This is a genomic window from Aeromonas molluscorum (genome assembly GCF_051376105.1).
Classification (GTDB): Bacteria; Pseudomonadota; Gammaproteobacteria; order Enterobacterales; family Aeromonadaceae; genus Aeromonas; species Aeromonas molluscorum.
This window is the reverse complement of the sequence record NZ_JBPQCY010000001.1, coordinates 977,673-995,672: the sequence shown is the minus strand read 5'-3', so window position 1 is coordinate 995,672 and position 18,000 is coordinate 977,673. Positions and strand designations below refer to the sequence as shown.

Genomic DNA, 18,000 nt, shown 5'->3' with positions numbered 1-18,000 from the left:
GACCCGCATGGGGAAAGCGTCACGTCATCTCCCGCCAGAGTGCATCCGTTGCCAGCCAGTCAGACTGCGCATGGTGGAGAACGCCGCTGCCCCGCCTTGACCAGGGCAAAGGGCAGATGATCACCTTTTCCCCTTGAAAGCGGGGGATGCATCCCCATAATAAGCGGCAATGAACGAAGTAACCCCTAATTGGAGATGTCATGAACCACGAAGAACAAAAGGTTGAAGCGATGGAGCAAGTCGAAACCCAGCCAGTCGAGCCGACCGATGTAGACAGTGAAGTGACAGCCGAGCTGGTGCGTATCGCCGAGCTGGAGGCCCAGGTGGCCACTCTCGAAGCGGCTGCCGCCGAAGAGCGTGAACGCGCCATTCGTGCCGTCGCCGAGATGGAAAACCTGCGTCGCCGTGCCGCACTGGACGTCGAAAAGGCCCATAAATTCGCCCTGGAGAAATTCGCCACCGAGCTGCTGCCGGTGCTCGACAACCTGGAGCGTGCCATCGATCTTGCTGACAAAGAGAACGAGGCGCTGGCGCCGATGATCGAAGGTGTCGACCTGACCCTGAAATCCATGCAGAGCTCGGTGGCCAAATTTGGCCTGGTGGCACTGGATCCCACCAACCAGCCGTTCGATCCCAATGCCCATCAGGCGATGAGCATGATCGAGAATGGCGAGCTGGCGCCAAACACCGTGATGGCGGTGATGCAAAAAGGCTACGAGCTCAATGGCCGCGTCATTCGTCCGGCCATGGTCATGGTATCCAAGGCCCCTGCCTGATCCCCGCGCCATTGCCGAGCCCGTCGCGAGGCGGGCTTTTTGTTGGCTGGCGGTCAGCCAGCGGGGTCGGTCCCATGAGAAAAGCCCCTGGTTTTTTACGGTCAGCCCTTGAAGCTGAACGACCAGACCCCATATAGGTGACAAGGTACGGCGGTAGCAAGAATTTGCTACCGGGAGCTTGAAAGCACATTGCTTAGCCCCCACCTAGCCGTTAACGCATTAAGGCGAGCGATTCGTCTGTTTAATCTAAGTATTTGGAGATTCGTCAAATGGGTAAAATCATCGGTATTGACCTGGGTACTACCAACTCCTGCGTCGCCATTCTGGATGGCGACACTGCTCGCGTGATCGAGAACGCAGAAGGCGATCGTACTACTCCGTCCATCATTGCCTATGCCGATGATGGCGAGATCCTGGTTGGTCAGCCGGCCAAGCGTCAGGCCATCACCAACCCGAAGAACACCCTGTTCGCCATCAAGCGTCTGATCGGTCGCCGTTTCGAAGATGAAGAAGTGCAGCGTGACCTGAAAATCATGCCGTACGCCATCGCCAAGGCTGACAACGGTGATGCCTGGGTTGAAGTGAAAGGCAAGAAAATGGCACCGCCGCAGATCTCTGCCGAAGTGCTGAAGAAAATGAAGAAAACTGCCGAGGATTATCTGGGCGAGCCAGTGACCGAAGCCGTTATCACAGTACCGGCCTACTTCAACGATGCCCAGCGCCAGGCTACCAAAGATGCCGGTCGCATCGCCGGTCTGGATGTAAAACGCATCATCAACGAACCGACCGCTGCGGCATTTGCCTACGGCGTGAACAAGGTCAAGGGTGAGCGCAAGGTTGCCGTCTATGACCTGGGTGGTGGTACTTTCGATATCTCCATCATCGAGATCGACGAAGTCGAAGGGGAAACCACCTTCGAAGTACTGGCGACCAATGGTAACACCCACCTGGGTGGTGAAGATTTCGACAACCGCGTCATCAACTATCTGGTTGACGAGTTCAAGCGTGAGCAGGGCATCGACCTGCGCAACGACCAGCTGGCCCTGCAGCGTCTGAAAGATGCCGCCGAGAAAGCCAAGATTGAGCTCTCTTCCGCTCAGCAGACCGACGTGAATCTGCCGTACATCACCGCAGATGCCACCGGTCCCAAGCACATGAACATCAAGGTGACCCGCGCCAAGCTGGAGTCCCTGGTGGAAGACATGGTGAAAGACTCGCTCGAACCGGTCCGTACCGCACTGAAAGACTCCGGTCTGGCAGTTGGCGAAATCGACGACGTCATCCTGGTGGGTGGTCAGACCCGCATGCCAATGGTGCAGAAGACTGTGGCTGACTTCTTCGGCAAAGAGCCGCGCAAAGATGTCAACCCGGACGAAGCCGTGGCCATGGGTGCTGCCATCCAGGGTGCCGTACTGTCCGGTGAGAAGACCGACGTACTGCTGCTGGACGTCACTCCGCTCTCCCTGGGAATCGAAACCATGGGCAGCGTGATGACGGCGCTGATTGAGAAGAACACCACCATACCGACCAAGAAGTCCCAGGTGTTCTCTACCGCCGAAGACAACCAGTCTGCCGTGACCATTCACGTGCTGCAGGGTGAGCGCAAACGTGCCAGCGACAACAAGTCCCTGGGCCAGTTCAACCTGGAAGGTATTCGTCCGGCTCAGCGCGGTCTGCCGCAGATCGAAGTGACCTTCGACATCGATGCCAACGGTATCCTGCACGTCTCTGCCAAAGACAAAGAGACCAACAAGGAGCAGAAGATCACTATTCAGGCTTCTTCCGGTCTGTCTGATGAAGAGATTGAACGCATGGTACGCGAGGCCGAAGCCAACGCGGCCGAAGACAAGAAGTTTGAAGAGCTGGTGCAGACTCGCAACCAGGCTGACGGTCTGGTCCACTCGGTCCGCAAGCAGATTGCCGAAGCCGGTGATGCGCTGCCAAGCGATGACAAGACCAAGATCGAGACTGCCCTCTCCGAACTGGAAGCTGTCATCAAGGGTGACGACAAGGCCGTCATCGAAGCCAAACAACAGGCTCTGATGGAAGCGTCCCAGAAGTTGATGGAAATTGCCCAGCAGCAGGCTCAGGCGCAAGGCGCCGGTGCCGATGCAGGCCAGTCCTCCGCTTCTGCCAAGGCCGACGACGACGTGGTCGATGCCGAGTTCGAAGAAGTGAAAGACGACAAGAAATAAGCCACACCCAGATGGGCAGAGCCCGCTCTGCCCATCGGCTTGATCAATGAATTTACGGGCGTTGGGTGACCAACGCCCGTCTGCTTAACTGCTGACAACGCAATAGGATGAGTATGTCGAAGCGCGATTTCTATGAAGTGCTCGGGGTGGCCAAGGGTGCCGACGAGCGCGAGATCAAGAAGGCGTACAAGCGTCTGGCGATGAAGTATCACCCGGATCGTAACCAGGGCGATGCCGCATCCGAAGAGAAGTTCAAAGAGGTCAAGGAAGCTTACGAGGTCCTGACCGACGAAAATCTGCGGGCCCGCTATGACCAGTACGGTCATGCCGGCGTGGATCAGAGCCAGGGTGGCGGTGGCCACGGTGGCTTTGGCGGCGGCGCCGATTTTGGTGATGCGTTCGGCGACATCTTTGGCGACATCTTCGGTGGTCGCAGCGGCGGTGGTCGTCGTGGCCCGGCCCGGGGTTCTGACCTGCGTTATACCATGGAACTGACCCTGGAAGAGGCCGTTCGTGGCGTCTCCAAGGAGATCAAGGTCCCGACTCAGGTGCACTGCGAGGTCTGCAACGGCTCGGGTGCCCACACCGGCAGCCATGCCCAGACCTGTCCGACCTGCCACGGTGCCGGTCAAGTACAGATGCGTCAAGGTTTCTTCGCCGTGCAGCAGGCCTGTCCTCACTGTCATGGCCGCGGCAAGATCATCAAGGATCCGTGCCGCAAGTGCCATGGCGAGGGTCGCTACCAGAAGACCAAGACACTGTCGGTCAAGATCCCGGCGGGCGTCGATACCGGCGATCGCATCCGTCTCTCCGGTGAAGGGGAGGCGGGAGAAGCCGGCGCACCGGCCGGGGATCTGTACGTACAGGTGCATGTCAAAGAGCACGGCATCTTCGTGCGCGATGGCAACGACCTCTACTGCGAAGTGCCCATCAGCTTCACCGCCGCCGCCCTGGGTGGCGAGATCGAAGTGCCGACCCTGGATGGCCGGGTCAAGCTGAAGGTGACCTCCGAGACCCAGACCGGCAAGATGTTCCGTCTGCGGGGCAAGGGCGTCAAGTCCGTGCGCTCCGGTCAGGTCGGCGATCTGATGTGCAAGGTGGTGGTCGAGACCCCGGTCAAGCTGACCGAGTCCCAGAAAGAGCTGTTGCGTCAACTGGACGAGTCGTTCAGCGGTGCCGCCGCCAAGACCCACAAGCCGAGATCGGAAGGCTTCTTCGAAGGGGTGAAACGCTTCTTCGACGATCTGACCCGCTGATCGTCGCCAACCGTGATAGCAAGCCGGCCTCTGTGCCGGCTTTCTTTTTGCCCAACGTTTAGCCGGAACCTTTGCTATTGAGTGGATCCTGATGAGGGATCCACCTCACAACTCCCACCCATTCCCCCTGTGCAAATGTTATTCCGCTCACAGACTGGCTGAAACGGTTTAGCTTGCGTATTGAGTTAGCTAAAGCGGTTTAGCTATGCTCTCTTCGCCGATAAAAACAGAGCCCGACCGGGCAACACACGACAGGTGAGGAAGATGACCATGTTCAAGAGCAGATTGGCGTTGGCAGTGGCGCTGGGATTGGGGATGAGCAGCCCGCTGTGGGCGGCGCAGAGCGGTATCGAAGCCAGGCTGGCGGCGCTGGAAGCGCGGGTACAGGCGGCCGAAGCGAGAGCCGAGGCGGCAGAGAGCCGTGCCAGTCAGGCCGAGACAAAGGCGAGTGCGGCCAGTGAGCAGGCCCAGGTCGCCAACAGCCGCAGCCAGCAGGTGGATGAGAAGACGGCGGGGGCACAGGGCTTCGAGTTTCACGGCTATGCCCGCTCTGGCCTCCTGGTCAACGGCAATGGCAACGGTGGGCGGGGCGGTCCCTACATCACGCCAGCAGGGTCAGTGGGGGGCGCAGTGGGCCGGCTTGGCAACGAAGACGACACCTACATGGAAGCGAATCTGCAGAAGACCCAGACGTTTGATGACGGCAGCTGGGCCCGCTACAAGCTGATGCTGGCAGATGGCGTGGAGACCAGCAACGACTGGACCGCCAGCGATTCGAGCCTCAACACCCGTCAGGTGTTTGCCGAAATAGGCAATCTGGCGAGCTTCGATGGCGCCTTCAAGCATGCGGTGCTGTGGGCGGGCAAGCGCTTTGATCGGGACAACTTCGACATCCACTGGCTCGATTCTGACGTGGTGTTCCTGGCCGGTACCGGTGGCGGCGTCTATGACGTGCAACTGGCCGACAGCTGGAAGGCGAACTTCTCCCTCTATGGCCGCGACTATGGCGACATCAGCGCCAGCGGCTTGTCGGACATAGAGAGCCATATCCTCACCATGAACAACCGCGTCGGCAACTGGCAGTGGATGATCAACGGCCTCTCGGCCAAGGACAACGAGGCGCGCATCAACGATGGTGGCAAGGGGAGCGAGGCGGCTGACAAGGGGGCGCACACTCTGCTGGCCTATCACGCCGACAGCTTCTTTGGCATCAACCCCGGCTTCTCCAAGGCGGCAATCCTCTACGGTCATGGCCTGGGGGCCGAGCTCAAGGGCTTGGGCTCCGACAGCGAGCTGCTGCCCGATGCCGACGCGGTACGCATCGCCGTATTCGGTGCCACCGATATTGCTCCGCGCTGGCGTTTCGCACCGGCATTGCTGGCCGAGCAGAGCCAGGATCGTTATGCGAAGGGGGACGAGTATCAATGGCTGACCCTCAACACCCGGGTGGCCCAGGTGCTGAGCCAGAACCTCGAGCTGGTCTATGAGGCGGCCTGGCAGTACATGGATCTGGATCCCAAGGGCTACCAGGGTCGCCAGGCGGTGAACGGCAACTTCACCAAGCTCACCTTTGCTCCCACTTTCAAGGCCCAGACCGTCGGCTTCTTCGAGCGCCCCGAGCTGCGGCTGTTTGCGACCTGGATGGACTGGTCCTCCGAGCTCGACAACTACGCCAGCGACGATGCTATGGGCCAGAGCAACTTCACCGCCGGGGGCGAGTGGAACTTCGGCGTGCAGATGGAAACCTGGTTCTAGTTCGTTATCCCGATCACAAAAATGGCAGATGGCGCCGGGATCTGTTGGTTAGCTAAAACGGTTTAGCTGATAATGCCGACCAAGAGAACAGAGCCCGGCTCTGGCAGTGGATCCGATGCAGCAGTGGAGTAGCAAGGTGGGGAATCGTGTGTGGGTAATGGGGGATGCGGTGGTGGACTTGATCCCGGAAGGGGAGCTGCACTACCTCAAGTGTCCGGGTGGCGCACCCGCCAATGTGGCGGTCGGGGTGGCGCGACTCGGCGGCGAAGCGGCCTTCATCGGTCGGGTTGGTGCCGATCCCTTTGGCCGTTTTATGGCCGATACCCTGGCAAGGGAGGGGGTGGATATCGCCGCGCTGCGGCTCGATCCTGACCATCGCACCAGCACAGTGCTGGTGGCGCTCGATGAAGAGGGGGAGCGCAGCTTCACCTTTATGGTGCGCCCCAGTGCCGACCAGTTCCTCGAACCGGCGGATTTGCCCGGCTTTGGCGCAGGTCAGTGGCTGCTGACCTGCTCCATCGCGCTCGCCAACGAACCGGTACGCGCCAGTTGCCTGCAAGCCATGGCCGCCATCAAGGCGGTCGGGGGCCGGGTCTGTTTTGACCCCAACCTGAGGCCCGAGGTGTGGGGCAACCCCGCCGAGATGCTGCCGCAGGTAAGCGCGGCCATGGCCCTGGCGGATGTGGTCAAGCTCTCGATTGACGAGCTGCAACTGCTGAGCGGCGAGGATGATCTGGCCGCGGGTCTCGCTACCATCACGGGGCCAGCCCTGGTGTTGGTGACCCGGGGCGCGGCGGGAGTGGTGGCCCGCCTCGAGGGCGAGCTGCTGGAGTGGGTGGGGCCGAAAGTGACCCCGCTCGACACCACGGGGGCGGGGGATGCCTTCGTCGCCGGTCTGCTGGCGGCGCTGGCACAGGGCGAGCGGTTGCCCACGCTGGCCGAGCTGGCCGCCATCCTGGCTCAGGCTCACGGCTGCGGGGCGCTCGCCACCACCGCCAAGGGGGCCATGACGGCACTGCCGACCCGCACAGAACTGGATGCCTTTTTGCGATCAGCCTCAAGCGGCTGTTGAGCTGCGGCTAGAAGCCCGGGTCAGCAGCCCCTACTCTCATGTGACAAGGGCCCGCCAGCGTGGCGGGTCATAAGAGGAAGAATATGAATATCAGTGCGATAGCCAAGGATCTGGTGCCCCTGCTCGGGGGCAAGGAGAATATCGTCAGCGCTGCCCACTGCGCCACCCGGCTGCGGCTGGTGCTGGCCGATGACAGCAAGGTGAACAAGGCCGCCATCGACAAGCTGGATGGGGTCAAGGGGTGCTTCAGCAACGCGGGTCAAATTCAGGTGATCTTCGGCACCGGCCTGGTCAACAAGGTCTATGCCGAGTTCGTCACCCTGACCGGCACCGGCACGGCCAGCAAGGCGGAGCTGACCGACATCGCCAGTGCCAAGCTCAACCTGGCCCAGCGCCTGGCGCGGACGCTCTCCAACATCTTCGTGCCCATCATTCCGGCCATAGTCGCGTCGGGTCTGCTGATGGGGCTGCTCGGCATGGTGCGCACCTATGGCTGGGTCAATGCCGATAGCGCTCTGTTCGTCATGCTCGACATGTTCAGCTCGGCGGCTTTTATCATACTGCCCATCCTGATCGGGTTCACGGCGGCGCGTGAGTTTGGCGGCAACCCCTATCTGGGGGCCACCATGGGGGGGATCCTCACCCACCCGGCCTTGACCAACGCCTGGGGTGTGGCCGGTGGCTTCAAGACCATGGATTTCTTCGGTCTCGATGTCGCCATGATCGGCTATCAGGGCACCGTCTTCCCTGTGCTGCTGGCGGTCTGGTTCATGTCCCATCTGGAGAAACAGCTGAGAAGGCGCATCCCCGATGCCCTGGATCTCATCCTCACGCCGTTTCTCACCGTCATCATCACCGGCTTCGTGGCACTGCTATTTATCGGTCCGGCGGGTCGGGTGCTGGGAGATGGCATCTCCTTTGGTCTGAGCGCGCTTTATGAGCAGGCAGGCTGGCTGGCGGGGCTGGTGTTTGGCGGCACCTATTCGCTTATCGTCATCACCGGTATCCATCACAGCTTCCATGCCATCGAGGCGGGGCTGCTCACAAATCCGGCCATAGGCGTCAACTTCCTGCTGCCCATCTGGGCCATGGCCAACGTGGCCCAGGGCGGTGCCTGTCTGGCGGTCTACTTCAAGACCCGGGATCCGAAGATCAAGGCCATTACCGTGCCGGCGGCCATGTCCTGCCTGCTCGGCATCACCGAGGCGGCCATCTTCGGAGTCAACCTGCGCTACATCAAGCCCTTCCTGGCGGGTCTGCTTGGCGGCGCCTGTGGCGGTGCCTACGTGGTGGCGGCCAAGGTGGGCATGACGGCGGTGGGGCTGACTGGCATTCCGGGCATGGCCATCGTCCAGCCCATGAGCCTCATCCACTACGTCATCGGGCTGGTGATCGCCTTTGGCACCGCGTTTGTCGCCTCCTGGCTGCTGAAATACAAGGTGGAGTGATGACCGAGAATCAGTTTCTGCGACAGATTGCCCGCCAGTTATTGGCGGGCCAGCTCAAAGCGGCGGCCGATCCCCATCGGCCCCGCTGGCACCTGGCAGCCTCGGTGGGGCTGCTCAATGACCCGAACGGCTTCATCGAGCACGACGGGCGCTACCACCTTTTCTACCAGTGGAATCCGCTCGGTTGCGAGCACCGCAACAAGGGGTGGGGGCACGTCACCTCCACCGATCTGCTGCACTGGCAGCACGAGCCGGTGGCGCTGCTGCCCACCGAAGCCTATGAGAGCCACGGCTGCTACTCGGGCTCGGCGGTGAGCGATGAGCAGGGGCGCCTGACCCTCATCTATACCGGCAACGTCAAATACCCGGATGGCGGCCGCACCGCCTATCAGTGTCTGGCCCGCGCCGACGCTGAGGGTGGTTTTGACAAGCTGGGGCCCGTGCTTGATCTGCCCCAAGGCTACAGCGGCCATGTGCGCGACCCCAAGGTGTGGCATGATGGCCAGCAGTGGCTGATGGTGCTGGGGGCCCGTACCCAGGACGACAAGGGGGAGGTGCTGCTCTATCGTGGCGAGACACTGCAGGATTGGCAGCTGCTCGGTCCCATCGCCGGCAGCGGGCGCGGTGGGCTGGGGGAGTTTGGCTATATGTGGGAGTGCCCTGACCTTTTCCCGCTGGCCGATCGCCATGTGTTGATAAGTTGCCCGCAGGGGATTGCCCCGCAAGGGGAGGATTACCGCAACCTCTACCAGTGCGGCTGGCTGGCGGGCAGCTTCGATGGCAAGCAGTTTGCCCACGGGGCTTTTCACGAGCTGGACAGGGGCTTCGAGTTCTATGCACCGCAGACCACCCTGGATGGCCAGTGCCGTCGCCTGTTGTTTGGCTGGCTGGGGCTGCCGGAGGAGAACGAGATGAGTCAGCCGACCATCCCCTATGGCTGGATCCACCAGATGAGCTGCCCGCGGGAGCTGTTCTGGCAGGATGAGTGGCTCTGCCAGCGGCCGGTGGCGGAGCTGGCCGCCCTCAAGGGCGAACTGACCCGTTTCGAGGGGGCGCTCGGTGAATTTCCGGGGCTTGCCATCGACTCGGCCTGGCTCGATCTGGCGCTTTGCGGCGAGGGCAGTCTCTGGCTCGGGACAGTGGCCGAGCTGGTCTGGCAGCCGGGGCGCATCTTATTGCGTCGCCAAAACTGGCAGAGTGGTGAGTGGGAAGAGAGGTCAGCGCCCTGGCTGGGTGGCCGGATAACCGTATTGTGCGACTGCTCCAGCCTCGAATGTTTTGTGGATGATGGTCGTCAGACCCTGTCGGCGCGCTATTTTCCCGGCGAAAAGCCGCAACTATCGGCAGGGGATGCGGGCGAGGGCGGCAAAATTTGCCTCAATCACTGGCCGCTGGCGGCATGCCTAGTACAATAGCCCGGTGCTAGTCAGCCGGGAGGCCAGGTGGAGAAGAAGAAACGGATCACGATTGCCCAGATAGCCGAATTGGCGGGAGTATCCAAGGCGACCGCCAGCCTGGTGCTCAACGGCAAGAGTGTGGAGTACCGCATCGCCGACGACACCCGCAAGCGGATCCAGGCGGTGGCGGACGAGTGCCACTACCAGCCGAGCATCCATGCCCGCTCTTTGCGCGAGAGCCGCAGCTACACCTGGGGGCTGGTGATCCCCGATCTCACCAACTTCGGCTTTGCCAGCATCGCCCGTGCCCTGGAGGCACACTGCCGGGAGGCGGGGATCCAGCTGCTGATCGCCTGCTCCGAGGATGATCCGACCCTTGAGAAGAAGGTGGTGGACAATCTCATCAGCCGTCAGGTGGATGGCCTTATCGTCGCCTCCAGCGGCCACAGCGACGACATCTATGCCCGGATCCACGACCGCTTGCCGGTGGTGCAGCTGGATCGCCACATCGGCGAGTCGCGCCTGCCCATGGTGATCTCGGACGCCTGCAAGGCCACCGCCGAGCTGGTGCAGGACATGGCCCGCGAGTGCGGGGCAGAGATCTACTACTTCGGCGGCCTGCTGGATCTCTCCCCCAGCCGTCACCGGCTGGCGGGTTACGAGCTCGGGCTGCACAGAGCCGGGCTGGAGGCGCCACAGAGTCAGGTACGCCATCGCGACTATCAGCCCAGCTCCGGCTATCAGCTGATGGCCGAGCTGGTGGCCGAGCTGGGGGCACCGCCCCGCGGGCTCTTCACCGCCTCTTTCACCCTGCTGGAAGGGGTGCTGCGCTACCTCAACGAGGCGGGCCTGATGGAGACCGGCATGCGGCTGTGTACCTTCGACGATCACGATCTGCTCGACTGCATCCCTATGCGCATCGATTCGGTGGCCCAGGATTGTCCGGCCCTGGCCCGCGCCGCCTTCGAGCTGATGCAGCAACTGATTGCTGGCAATCCGCCCGGTCAGACCGCCCAGGTCATCCCCCCCAGGGTGCGCTGGCGAAGTCGCCACTAGTCGCGCACCGAGTGCCATTGCAATAGAAAAAGCCCCGGATTGACGGGGCTTTTTGCTGTCCGGGTTATGGTGGGCAGCGAGCACTATCTAGTGCAGGGCGCGATGGTCCTGGATCAGCAGACCCGGTTATGTCAGGCCCATCCGCTTGAGGATCATGGCGGCGGGGCAGAAGCCGGTGAATGCACTCTGGATCAAGTTGACCCCGACAAAGACACTCAGCCAGACGAAGCCCGGGTGTACCCAGGCGGTGAGCAGCAGCGAGAGCAGCAAAATGCAGCCTGCGACTACTCTGACTCCGTTATCTACTGTCATTTATGTTCCACCTTCCATTTTTTAGAATTTGCTAATTTAGAGTTTATTTATACAATAGAGCAAATATCAGGAATTGCTAATTTAATTCTATGAGCCAATTCGACGAGATGAACAGACATGCGACAGCCGCCGCCTCCCTGCTCAAGGCGTTGGCTCATCCTGAACGCCTGATGGTGCTCTGCCAGCTGGTGGAGGGGGAGAAGGGGGTCGGGGAGCTGCTGGCCCACAGTCAACTCGGGCAGTCGGCCTTCTCCCAGCAACTTTCGGTATTGAAGCGCTACGGCCTTATCCGTTCGCGCAAGGTCTCCCAGCAGATCTACTACTCGCTGGTGAGCGAGGCGGCCGCCGATGTGCTGGGGGTATTGCAAACCCATTTTTGTCACTCAGAAAATAAGGAATCTTGATGATGGAAAGCCAATGGCTGCTCTCTTTGGGCGGTGGCATGCTGGCGGGGCTGTCGGCCCTGATCCTGATGTTGTTCAACGGCCGGGTTGCCGGGATCAGCGGCATTCTGGCCGGTGCCTTGCAACACAAGGCGCCGTGGCGGCTGCTGTTTCTGCTGGGACTGGGGGCTGGCGCCTGGTTGGCACTGACGCTGGGTTGGGCCAGCATGCCCACATTTACCAGTCTGCCGGGCTGGCCGGTGGTGCTGCTGGCCGGGTTATTGGTAGGGATAGGCACTCGCTTTGGCAATGGCTGCACCAGCGGTCACGGCATCTGCGGCATGGGGCGGCTCTCGATGCGCTCCATCGTGGCGACTCTTACCTTTATGGCGGTGGGCTTCCTGACCGTATTTTTGACTCACCATCTTCTTTAAGAGGCTGATTACAATGAAGTTGCTGACAAGTGTGTTTGCGGGATTGTTGTTTGGTCTGGGCATGGCCATCTCCGGCATGATGGATCCGGCCCGTGTTATCGGCTTTCTCGATCTGGCGGGGGAGTGGGATCCCAGCCTCGCCTTCGTGATGGGTGGTGCCCTGCTGGTGTTCATGCCGGGTTATTTCCTGTTGGTGAAACCCCGTCGCCGCAGCCTGCTGGGGGAGCCCATCGTCGCCGTACCGGCCTCAGAGCTGGATCGCCGGTTGATCGGCGGGGCCGCCCTGTTTGGCCTGGGGTGGGGTCTGGTGGGTATCTGTCCAGGGCCCGCCTTGAGCCTCATTTCCAGCGGACAGCCCATGATAATGTTGTTCATTGCGGCCATGGTGACCGGGATCTTGCTGGTTGACAGGGTGCTGGTGCGCGCACAGAACAAGGCTCGCCAGTCCCATACCGCCTGAGCTCGTGAAGTGACTGATTACGCTAGGGAAGGAGAGTGATGATGGAAAACATCCGGTTGCTGGGTATCACCTTGCTGGTGATGACATCGCAGGCCATGACATCCACTCAGGCCCTGGCCGCAGAAGGGGGGCCGGCGGCCCCGCTGGCAGAGCCTTTGCTAACAGTATCACCACTGCCGGTGACCGACTGGCTGACCCTGTACGGCACCGTCAGCGCCATCAATCAGGGTACTGTGGCGTCCCAGACCAGTGGCCGGGTCTCCCGCATGCTGGTGGATGTGAACGATCAGGTGCAGGCAGGGCAACCGCTGCTCGAAATCAGCAGCAAGGAGCAGTTTGCCGCTGTCACCGGCGCCGAGGCCAGAGTCGCCCGAGCCCAGGCCCAGCAGGTGGAGGCAGAGCGTCAACTTGGCCGCTTTCAGGCGCTGATTGCCAAGGGGGTGATCACTCGCGCTCAACTTGATAATGCCGAGGCCTCCGATCGCGCCGCCCGCGCCGAAGTCAATGGGGCCGAGGCCGCCCTCAGCCAGGCCCGCGAGGCTTACGGTTATACCCGCATCCTCGCCCCTTACGCCGGTGTGGTCACCAGGCGACTGGTGGAGCTGGGGGAGACTGTCTCCCCCGGCACGCCGCTGCTTTCGGGCTTTTCCCTCGACGCCCTGCGGGTGGAGGTGGAGCTGCCCCAATCCGCCCTGACGCTCGCTGGCCAACCTTCGGATGCGCAAGTGCTGCTGCCCGATGGCAAGACGGTTACCCCGGTCAAAGTGACCCGCTTCAACTATGCCGACAGCCAGAGCCACAGCTTCCGGCTGCGCCTCGACTTGCCGCCGCACACCGCCGGGGTGTTGCCCGGCATGTGGCTCAAGGTGCAGTTCAAACAGGGTGAGCGTCAGGTGTTACAGGTGCCGGACCGCGTCCTGCTGCGGCAAGGGGAGTTCAACGGTGTCTACCTCAAGTTAGCCGATGGCTGGGCCCTGACGCCGGTACGGGTCGGCCATTGCTTTGAAGGGCAGTGCGAGATCCTGGCCGGGCTGCATGCCGGTGACACCCTGGCTCCCGATGCTTGGGCGCAGCAGCAGGAGGTGGCCCATGAGTAGCGAGCTGAACGGCAACAGGGAGAGGCTGGGGCCTGCCGGTCGGCTGGCTGCGCTGTTTCAGGGCTCGGCCATCACCCCGCTGCTGGCGCTGGTGGGGCTGTTGCTCGGCCTGTTTGCTGTGTTGGTGACCCCCAAGGAGGAGGAGCCGCAGATCGATGTCACCTTCGCCGATGTCTATATCCCCTTTCCGGGGGCCAGCCCGGCTGAAGTTGAATCTCTCGTCACCACCCCTGCCGAGCAGGTGGTCTCCCAGATAAAGGGAATTGATACCCTCTACTCCTTCTCCCAACCCGATGGCGCCCTGCTGGTGGTGGTGTTCAAGGTGGGGGTGAGTCGCGAGCAAGCTATTGTCGATCTCAACAACCAACTCGACTCGAACCGTGACTGGTTGCCACAGGGGATTGGAGTCGGTCAGCCACTGGTAAAACCCCGGGGGATCGACGATGTCCCCATCGTCAGCCTGACGCTCTGGGACAAACAGTGGGGTAAATTGGGGAGCAAGGGGCTGGGCGCCGCCGAGCTGACCCGGGTCGCCCATGAGCTGGAGACCGAACTCAAGCGCATTCCCGGTACCCGCGATATCTACAGTCTGGGCAGCCAGAGCGCCGTGCTGCGGGTGATGCCGGATCCGGCGGCCCTGAGTGCCCACGGCATCAGCTGGGGTGAGCTGAGTCAGCGACTGGCTGCCGCCAATCAGGTGGGCCCGACACAGGCCACCTGGCAGGATAACAGTGAGATCAAGGTGCAGGTGGGGCAGTTCCTGCAAAGCGAGCAGGAGGCCCGCGAGCTGGTAGTGGGGGTGCACGACGGCAAGCCGGTTTATCTGGGGGAGGTGGCCAGGGTCTCTCTGGGTCAGGAGACTCCGACCAGACGTAGCTGGATGGGGCAGGGGCAAGCCAGTTATCCGGCGGTGACCCTGGCCATCGGCAAGCAGCCGGGCCAGAACGCGGTCGATGTGGCCAAGCGGGTGGAGGCGCGGGTCGAGAGTTTGCAGAACCGGCTGATTCCGGCTGGGGTCGAGGTGACGGTGACCCGTGACTACGGCGTCACCGCCGAGACCAAATCCAACACCCTCATCGGCAAGCTCATTTTTGCCACCACGGCGGTGGTGTTGCTGGTGCTGGTGAGCATGGGCTGGCGCGAGGCGCTGGTGGTGGGCGTTGCCATCGTCATCACCCTGGCGCTGACCCTGTTTGCCAGCTGGGCCTGGGGCTTTACCCTCAACCGGGTGTCGCTGTTTGCGCTTATCTTCTCCATCGGCATTCTGGTGGATGACGCCATCGTGGTGGTGGAGAACATTCACCGCCATCGCGGCTTGGGCAAGGGGGCGCTCAAGGATCTTATTCCGGGGGCGGTGGACGAGGTGGGGGGGCCGACCATACTGGCGACCCTGACCGTCATCGCGGCCCTGCTGCCGATGGCCTTTGTCAGTGGCCTGATGGGCCCCTACATGAGCCCCATCCCCATCAATGCCAGCATGGGAATGCTTATCTCCCTGCTGGTGGCCTTTATCTTCTCCCCCTGGCTGGCGAACCATTTGCTCAAGGGGGACGTGCATGCTGCTCACGGCGAGGCCAAGGCTGGCCTTTTTCACCGGCTGATGACCCCTTTCCTGATCGGTGATGGCGCCAAGCGTGCCAGACGCAAGCTCTGGCTGGCCATCCTGCTGCTGGTAGCGGGCGCCGCCGCCATGCCGGTGGTGCAGTGGGTGGTGCTCAAGATGCTCCCCTTTGACAACAAGTCGGAATTCCAGCTGGTGCTCGATATGCCGGAGGGGGCGACCCTGGAGCAGACCGAGCGCACCCTGCTGGCGGTCGGGCGGGAACTGGCCAGGGTGCCCGAGGTGAAGGATTACCAGATCTACGCCGGCACCGCCGCCCCCATCAACTTCAATGGCCTGGTGCGTCACTATTTCATCCGCAGCGGCGCCAACGTGGGGGATATTCAGGTCAATCTGGTAGACAAGCATGAGCGCCATCGCAGCAGCCACCAGATTGCCCAATCGGTCCGAGCACCGTTGCAGGCCATTGCCAGTGCGGCGGGGGGCAACCTGAAAGTCGTTGAGGTGCCGCCCGGCCCGCCGGTCTGGTCCCCCATAGTCGCGGAAGTGTATGGCCCGACACCGGCCGCCCGCGAAGCGGCTGCGCGCGCCGTACAGGCCCGTTTTGTGGCCACGGCCGATCTGGTTGATGTGGATATCTATCTGACCGACCCGCAGCCCAAGTGGCGGCTGGTGGTGGATCGCAGCAAGGCTGCCCTGCTCGGGGTCGATCTCGGGGATCTGGTGAACACCCTCAATGGCGGGGTGGGTTATCAGGATGCCAGCTGGCTGCAGGGGCACGGCGCCAAGTATCCGGTGCCGATCCGCATCGAACTCGCTCCCGGTGACAAACGGGATCTGGCGGGCGTGCTGGCCCTCAAGGTGCGCAGCCAGAGCGGCCAGCTGGTGCGGCTCTCCGAGCTGGTGAGTCGCAAAGACGAGGTGGCCCCCAGCTATATCATGCACAAGAACATGCAGCCCATGGTGATGGTGGTGGCCGATATGGGCGGTCATACCGACAGCCCGCTCTACGGCATGTTTGCCGCCGGTGCCGACATCGACCTGCCCCAGTATTACGTGCAGCAGCCCGACAAGCTGGGGGAGGTGGCGCTGTTGTGGGACGGGGAGTGGAAGATCACCTACGAGACCTTCCGCGACATGGGGCTAGCCTACGGGGTGGGGATGATACTCATCTACCTGCTGGTGGTGGCCCAGTTCCGCTCCTATCTGGTGCCGCTCATCATCATGGCTCCCATTCCGCTCACCCTCATCGGGGTGATGCCGGGGCACGCCCTGCTGGGGGCTCAGTTCACCGCCACCTCGATGATAGGGATGATTGCGCTGGCCGGGATCATAGTGCGCAACAGCATCCTGCTGGTGGACTTTATCGAGCAGCAGCGCAGAGCCGGCATGGCGTTCGAGCAGGCGGTGATCGAAGCGGCCCAGGTGCGGGCCAAACCCATCATATTGACGGCATTGGCCGCCATGATAGGCGCCCTGTTCATCCTCGATGATCCCATCTTCAACGGACTGGCCATCAGCCTCATCTTCGGGATCCTGGTCTCCACCCTGCTCACCCTGGTGGTGATCCCGCTGCTCTATTACAGCCTGCTCTCTCATCGCCGCTGATATGGTCAGAGGTGATCGGTAGCTGACCATCGATTGGCAAGCGCCTGCGTTCGATGGCCGCCACCATGCCAGTAAGGTGGTAATATCGCCCGGTATTGACTCGATTAAGGACTGCCCATGACTGCTCTGCGTTTACTCATATCCGACTCCCATGACCCCTGGTTCAACCTCGCAGTGGAGGAGTGCATCTTCCGCCAGATGGATGCGGGCCAGCGGGTGCTCTTCCTGTGGCGCAACAATGATACCGTGGTCATTGGCCGCGGGCAGAATCCCTGGAAGGAGTGCAACACCCGCCGCATGGAGCGAGACGACATCAAGCTGGCCCGGCGCAGCAGCGGGGGCGGCGCCGTCTTTCATGATCTTGGCAACAGCTGCTTCACCTTCATGGCGGGCAAGCCCGAGTACGATAAGAGCGTCTCCACCGCCATCGTGCTGGCTGGCCTGGCGTCCCTGGGCATAGATGCGTTCGCCTCGGGGCGCAACGATCTGCTGGTCTCGACCCCGGACGGGGAGCGCAAGATCTCGGGCTCCGCCTATCGGGAGACCCAGGATCGCGGCTTTCACCATGGCACTGTGCTGCGCAGCGCCGATCTGGGCCGCCTTGCCGATTACCTCAACCCCGATCCCAAGAAGCTGGCAGCCAAGGGGATAAGTTCGGTGCGGGGCAGGGTCGCCAACCTGAGTGAGCTGGGCGCCGATATCAGCCATGCAGCGCTGGTCGATGCCCTGAGCGAGGCCTTCTTCGCCCATTATGGGGCCCGGGTCCTGCCCGAGCATATCTCCCCGGATAGCCTGCCGGACTTGCCAGGCTTTGCACCGCAGTTTGCGCACCAGGCCAGCTGGGAGTGGAATTTCGGCAAGGCACCCGCCTTCAGTCATTCCCTGAGCGAGCGCTTCATCTGGGGTGGGGTCGAGCTGCACTTCGATGTGGCACAGGGGCAGATCAGTGCGGTGCAGCTGTTCAGCGACAGCCTGGATCTGGCACCCCTGGAAGCCCTGGCGCAGCGCCTGCATGGCATCGCCTACCGGCCGGAGGCCATCGAACCTCTCGGCCAGAAGGTGGTCGCTGAGTATCCTGATGCAGAGCCAATGCTCAAGGAGCTGATGGTCTGGTTGATGCAACAACTGCGCTAACCTGTGTGGCAGGCTCACAGGCCCATGAACAGGCCGAGAGGGGGATAGGGCGAGTT

The 18,000-nt window shown here is 62.0% G+C and carries 15 protein-coding genes; 14 read left to right on the top strand and 1 reads right to left on the bottom strand.

Translation table 11 applies throughout. The features are described 5' to 3' along the window. Positions 1-200: 200 nt before the first annotated feature. The 8 genes from grpE (at position 201) to ACSMDR_RS04705 (ending at position 10,955) form a co-directional block, all read left to right on the top strand. Positions 201-776, top strand: coding sequence for a nucleotide exchange factor GrpE (gene grpE / locus ACSMDR_RS04740; RefSeq protein WP_436467322.1), 576 nt, complete (start codon positions 201-203; stop codon positions 774-776). 269 nt (positions 777-1,045) lie between these two features. Continuing rightward, positions 1,046-2,971 (top strand): molecular chaperone DnaK, encoded by a 1,926-nt coding sequence (gene dnaK, locus ACSMDR_RS04735; RefSeq protein WP_005898231.1) that lies wholly within the window; start codon positions 1,046-1,048, stop codon positions 2,969-2,971. A 113-nt stretch (positions 2,972-3,084) separates the two neighbouring features. After that, positions 3,085-4,227, top strand: a complete 1,143-nt coding sequence (dnaJ, locus tag ACSMDR_RS04730) for a molecular chaperone DnaJ (protein ID WP_436467320.1) — start codon at positions 3,085-3,087, stop codon at positions 4,225-4,227. 264 nt (positions 4,228-4,491) lie between these two features. After that, entirely contained in the window at positions 4,492-5,982 is a 1,491-nt protein-coding gene (locus ACSMDR_RS04725) for a carbohydrate porin (RefSeq protein WP_436467318.1), read from the top strand. Between the two features lie 136 nt (positions 5,983-6,118). Next, on the top strand, positions 6,119-7,054 hold the full coding sequence (locus ACSMDR_RS04720) for a carbohydrate kinase family protein (protein ID WP_495549118.1): 936 nt from the start codon (positions 6,119-6,121) through the stop codon (positions 7,052-7,054). Positions 7,055-7,137: 83 nt separating this feature from the next. After that, a complete protein-coding gene (locus ACSMDR_RS04715) occupies positions 7,138-8,502 on the top strand; it encodes a sucrose-specific PTS transporter subunit IIBC (RefSeq protein ID WP_436467314.1) in 1,365 nt (454 codons plus the stop codon). After that, positions 8,502-9,917, top strand: a complete 1,416-nt coding sequence (locus ACSMDR_RS04710; RefSeq protein ID WP_436467312.1) for a glycoside hydrolase family 32 protein — start codon at positions 8,502-8,504, stop codon at positions 9,915-9,917. The genes ACSMDR_RS04715 and ACSMDR_RS04710 overlap by 1 nt, the downstream gene beginning before the upstream one ends. A 27-nt stretch (positions 9,918-9,944) precedes the next feature. Next, positions 9,945-10,955, top strand: coding sequence for a substrate-binding domain-containing protein (locus ACSMDR_RS04705; RefSeq protein WP_436467310.1), 1,011 nt, complete (start codon positions 9,945-9,947; stop codon positions 10,953-10,955). Positions 10,956-11,081: 126 nt separating this feature from the next. On the opposite strand, the gene ACSMDR_RS04700 is transcribed toward ACSMDR_RS04705, so the two are convergent. After that, complete coding sequence (locus ACSMDR_RS04700) at positions 11,082-11,267, bottom strand: YgaP family membrane protein (RefSeq protein ID WP_005898247.1); 186 nt, start codon at positions 11,265-11,267, stop codon at positions 11,082-11,084. 89 nt (positions 11,268-11,356) lie between these two features. On the opposite strand from ACSMDR_RS04700, the gene ACSMDR_RS04695 reads away from it, so the two are divergent. The 6 genes from ACSMDR_RS04695 to lplA all read left to right on the top strand — a co-directional run bounded on the left by ACSMDR_RS04695 (position 11,357) and on the right by lplA (position 17,944). Continuing rightward, positions 11,357-11,671, top strand: a complete 315-nt coding sequence (locus tag ACSMDR_RS04695) for an ArsR/SmtB family transcription factor (protein ID WP_279489419.1) — start codon at positions 11,357-11,359, stop codon at positions 11,669-11,671. Beyond that, a complete protein-coding gene (locus ACSMDR_RS04690) occupies positions 11,671-12,084 on the top strand; it encodes a YeeE/YedE family protein (protein WP_436467306.1) in 414 nt (137 codons plus the stop codon). Before ACSMDR_RS04695 ends, ACSMDR_RS04690 begins: the two co-directional genes overlap by 1 nt. A 13-nt stretch (positions 12,085-12,097) precedes the next feature. After that, positions 12,098-12,544, top strand: a complete 447-nt coding sequence (locus ACSMDR_RS04685) for a DUF6691 family protein (RefSeq protein ID WP_436467304.1) — start codon at positions 12,098-12,100, stop codon at positions 12,542-12,544. Positions 12,545-12,585: 41 nt separating this feature from the next. Next, positions 12,586-13,641 (top strand): efflux RND transporter periplasmic adaptor subunit, encoded by a 1,056-nt coding sequence (locus ACSMDR_RS04680; RefSeq protein ID WP_436468197.1) that lies wholly within the window; start codon positions 12,586-12,588, stop codon positions 13,639-13,641. After that, entirely contained in the window at positions 13,634-16,810 is a 3,177-nt protein-coding gene (locus ACSMDR_RS04675; RefSeq protein ID WP_436467302.1) for an efflux RND transporter permease subunit, read from the top strand. The genes ACSMDR_RS04680 and ACSMDR_RS04675 overlap by 8 nt, the downstream gene beginning before the upstream one ends. 117 nt (positions 16,811-16,927) lie before the next feature. Then, positions 16,928-17,944 (top strand): lipoate--protein ligase, encoded by a 1,017-nt coding sequence (gene lplA / locus ACSMDR_RS04670; protein ID WP_436467300.1) that lies wholly within the window; start codon positions 16,928-16,930, stop codon positions 17,942-17,944. The last annotated feature ends 56 nt before the right edge of the window (positions 17,945-18,000 follow it).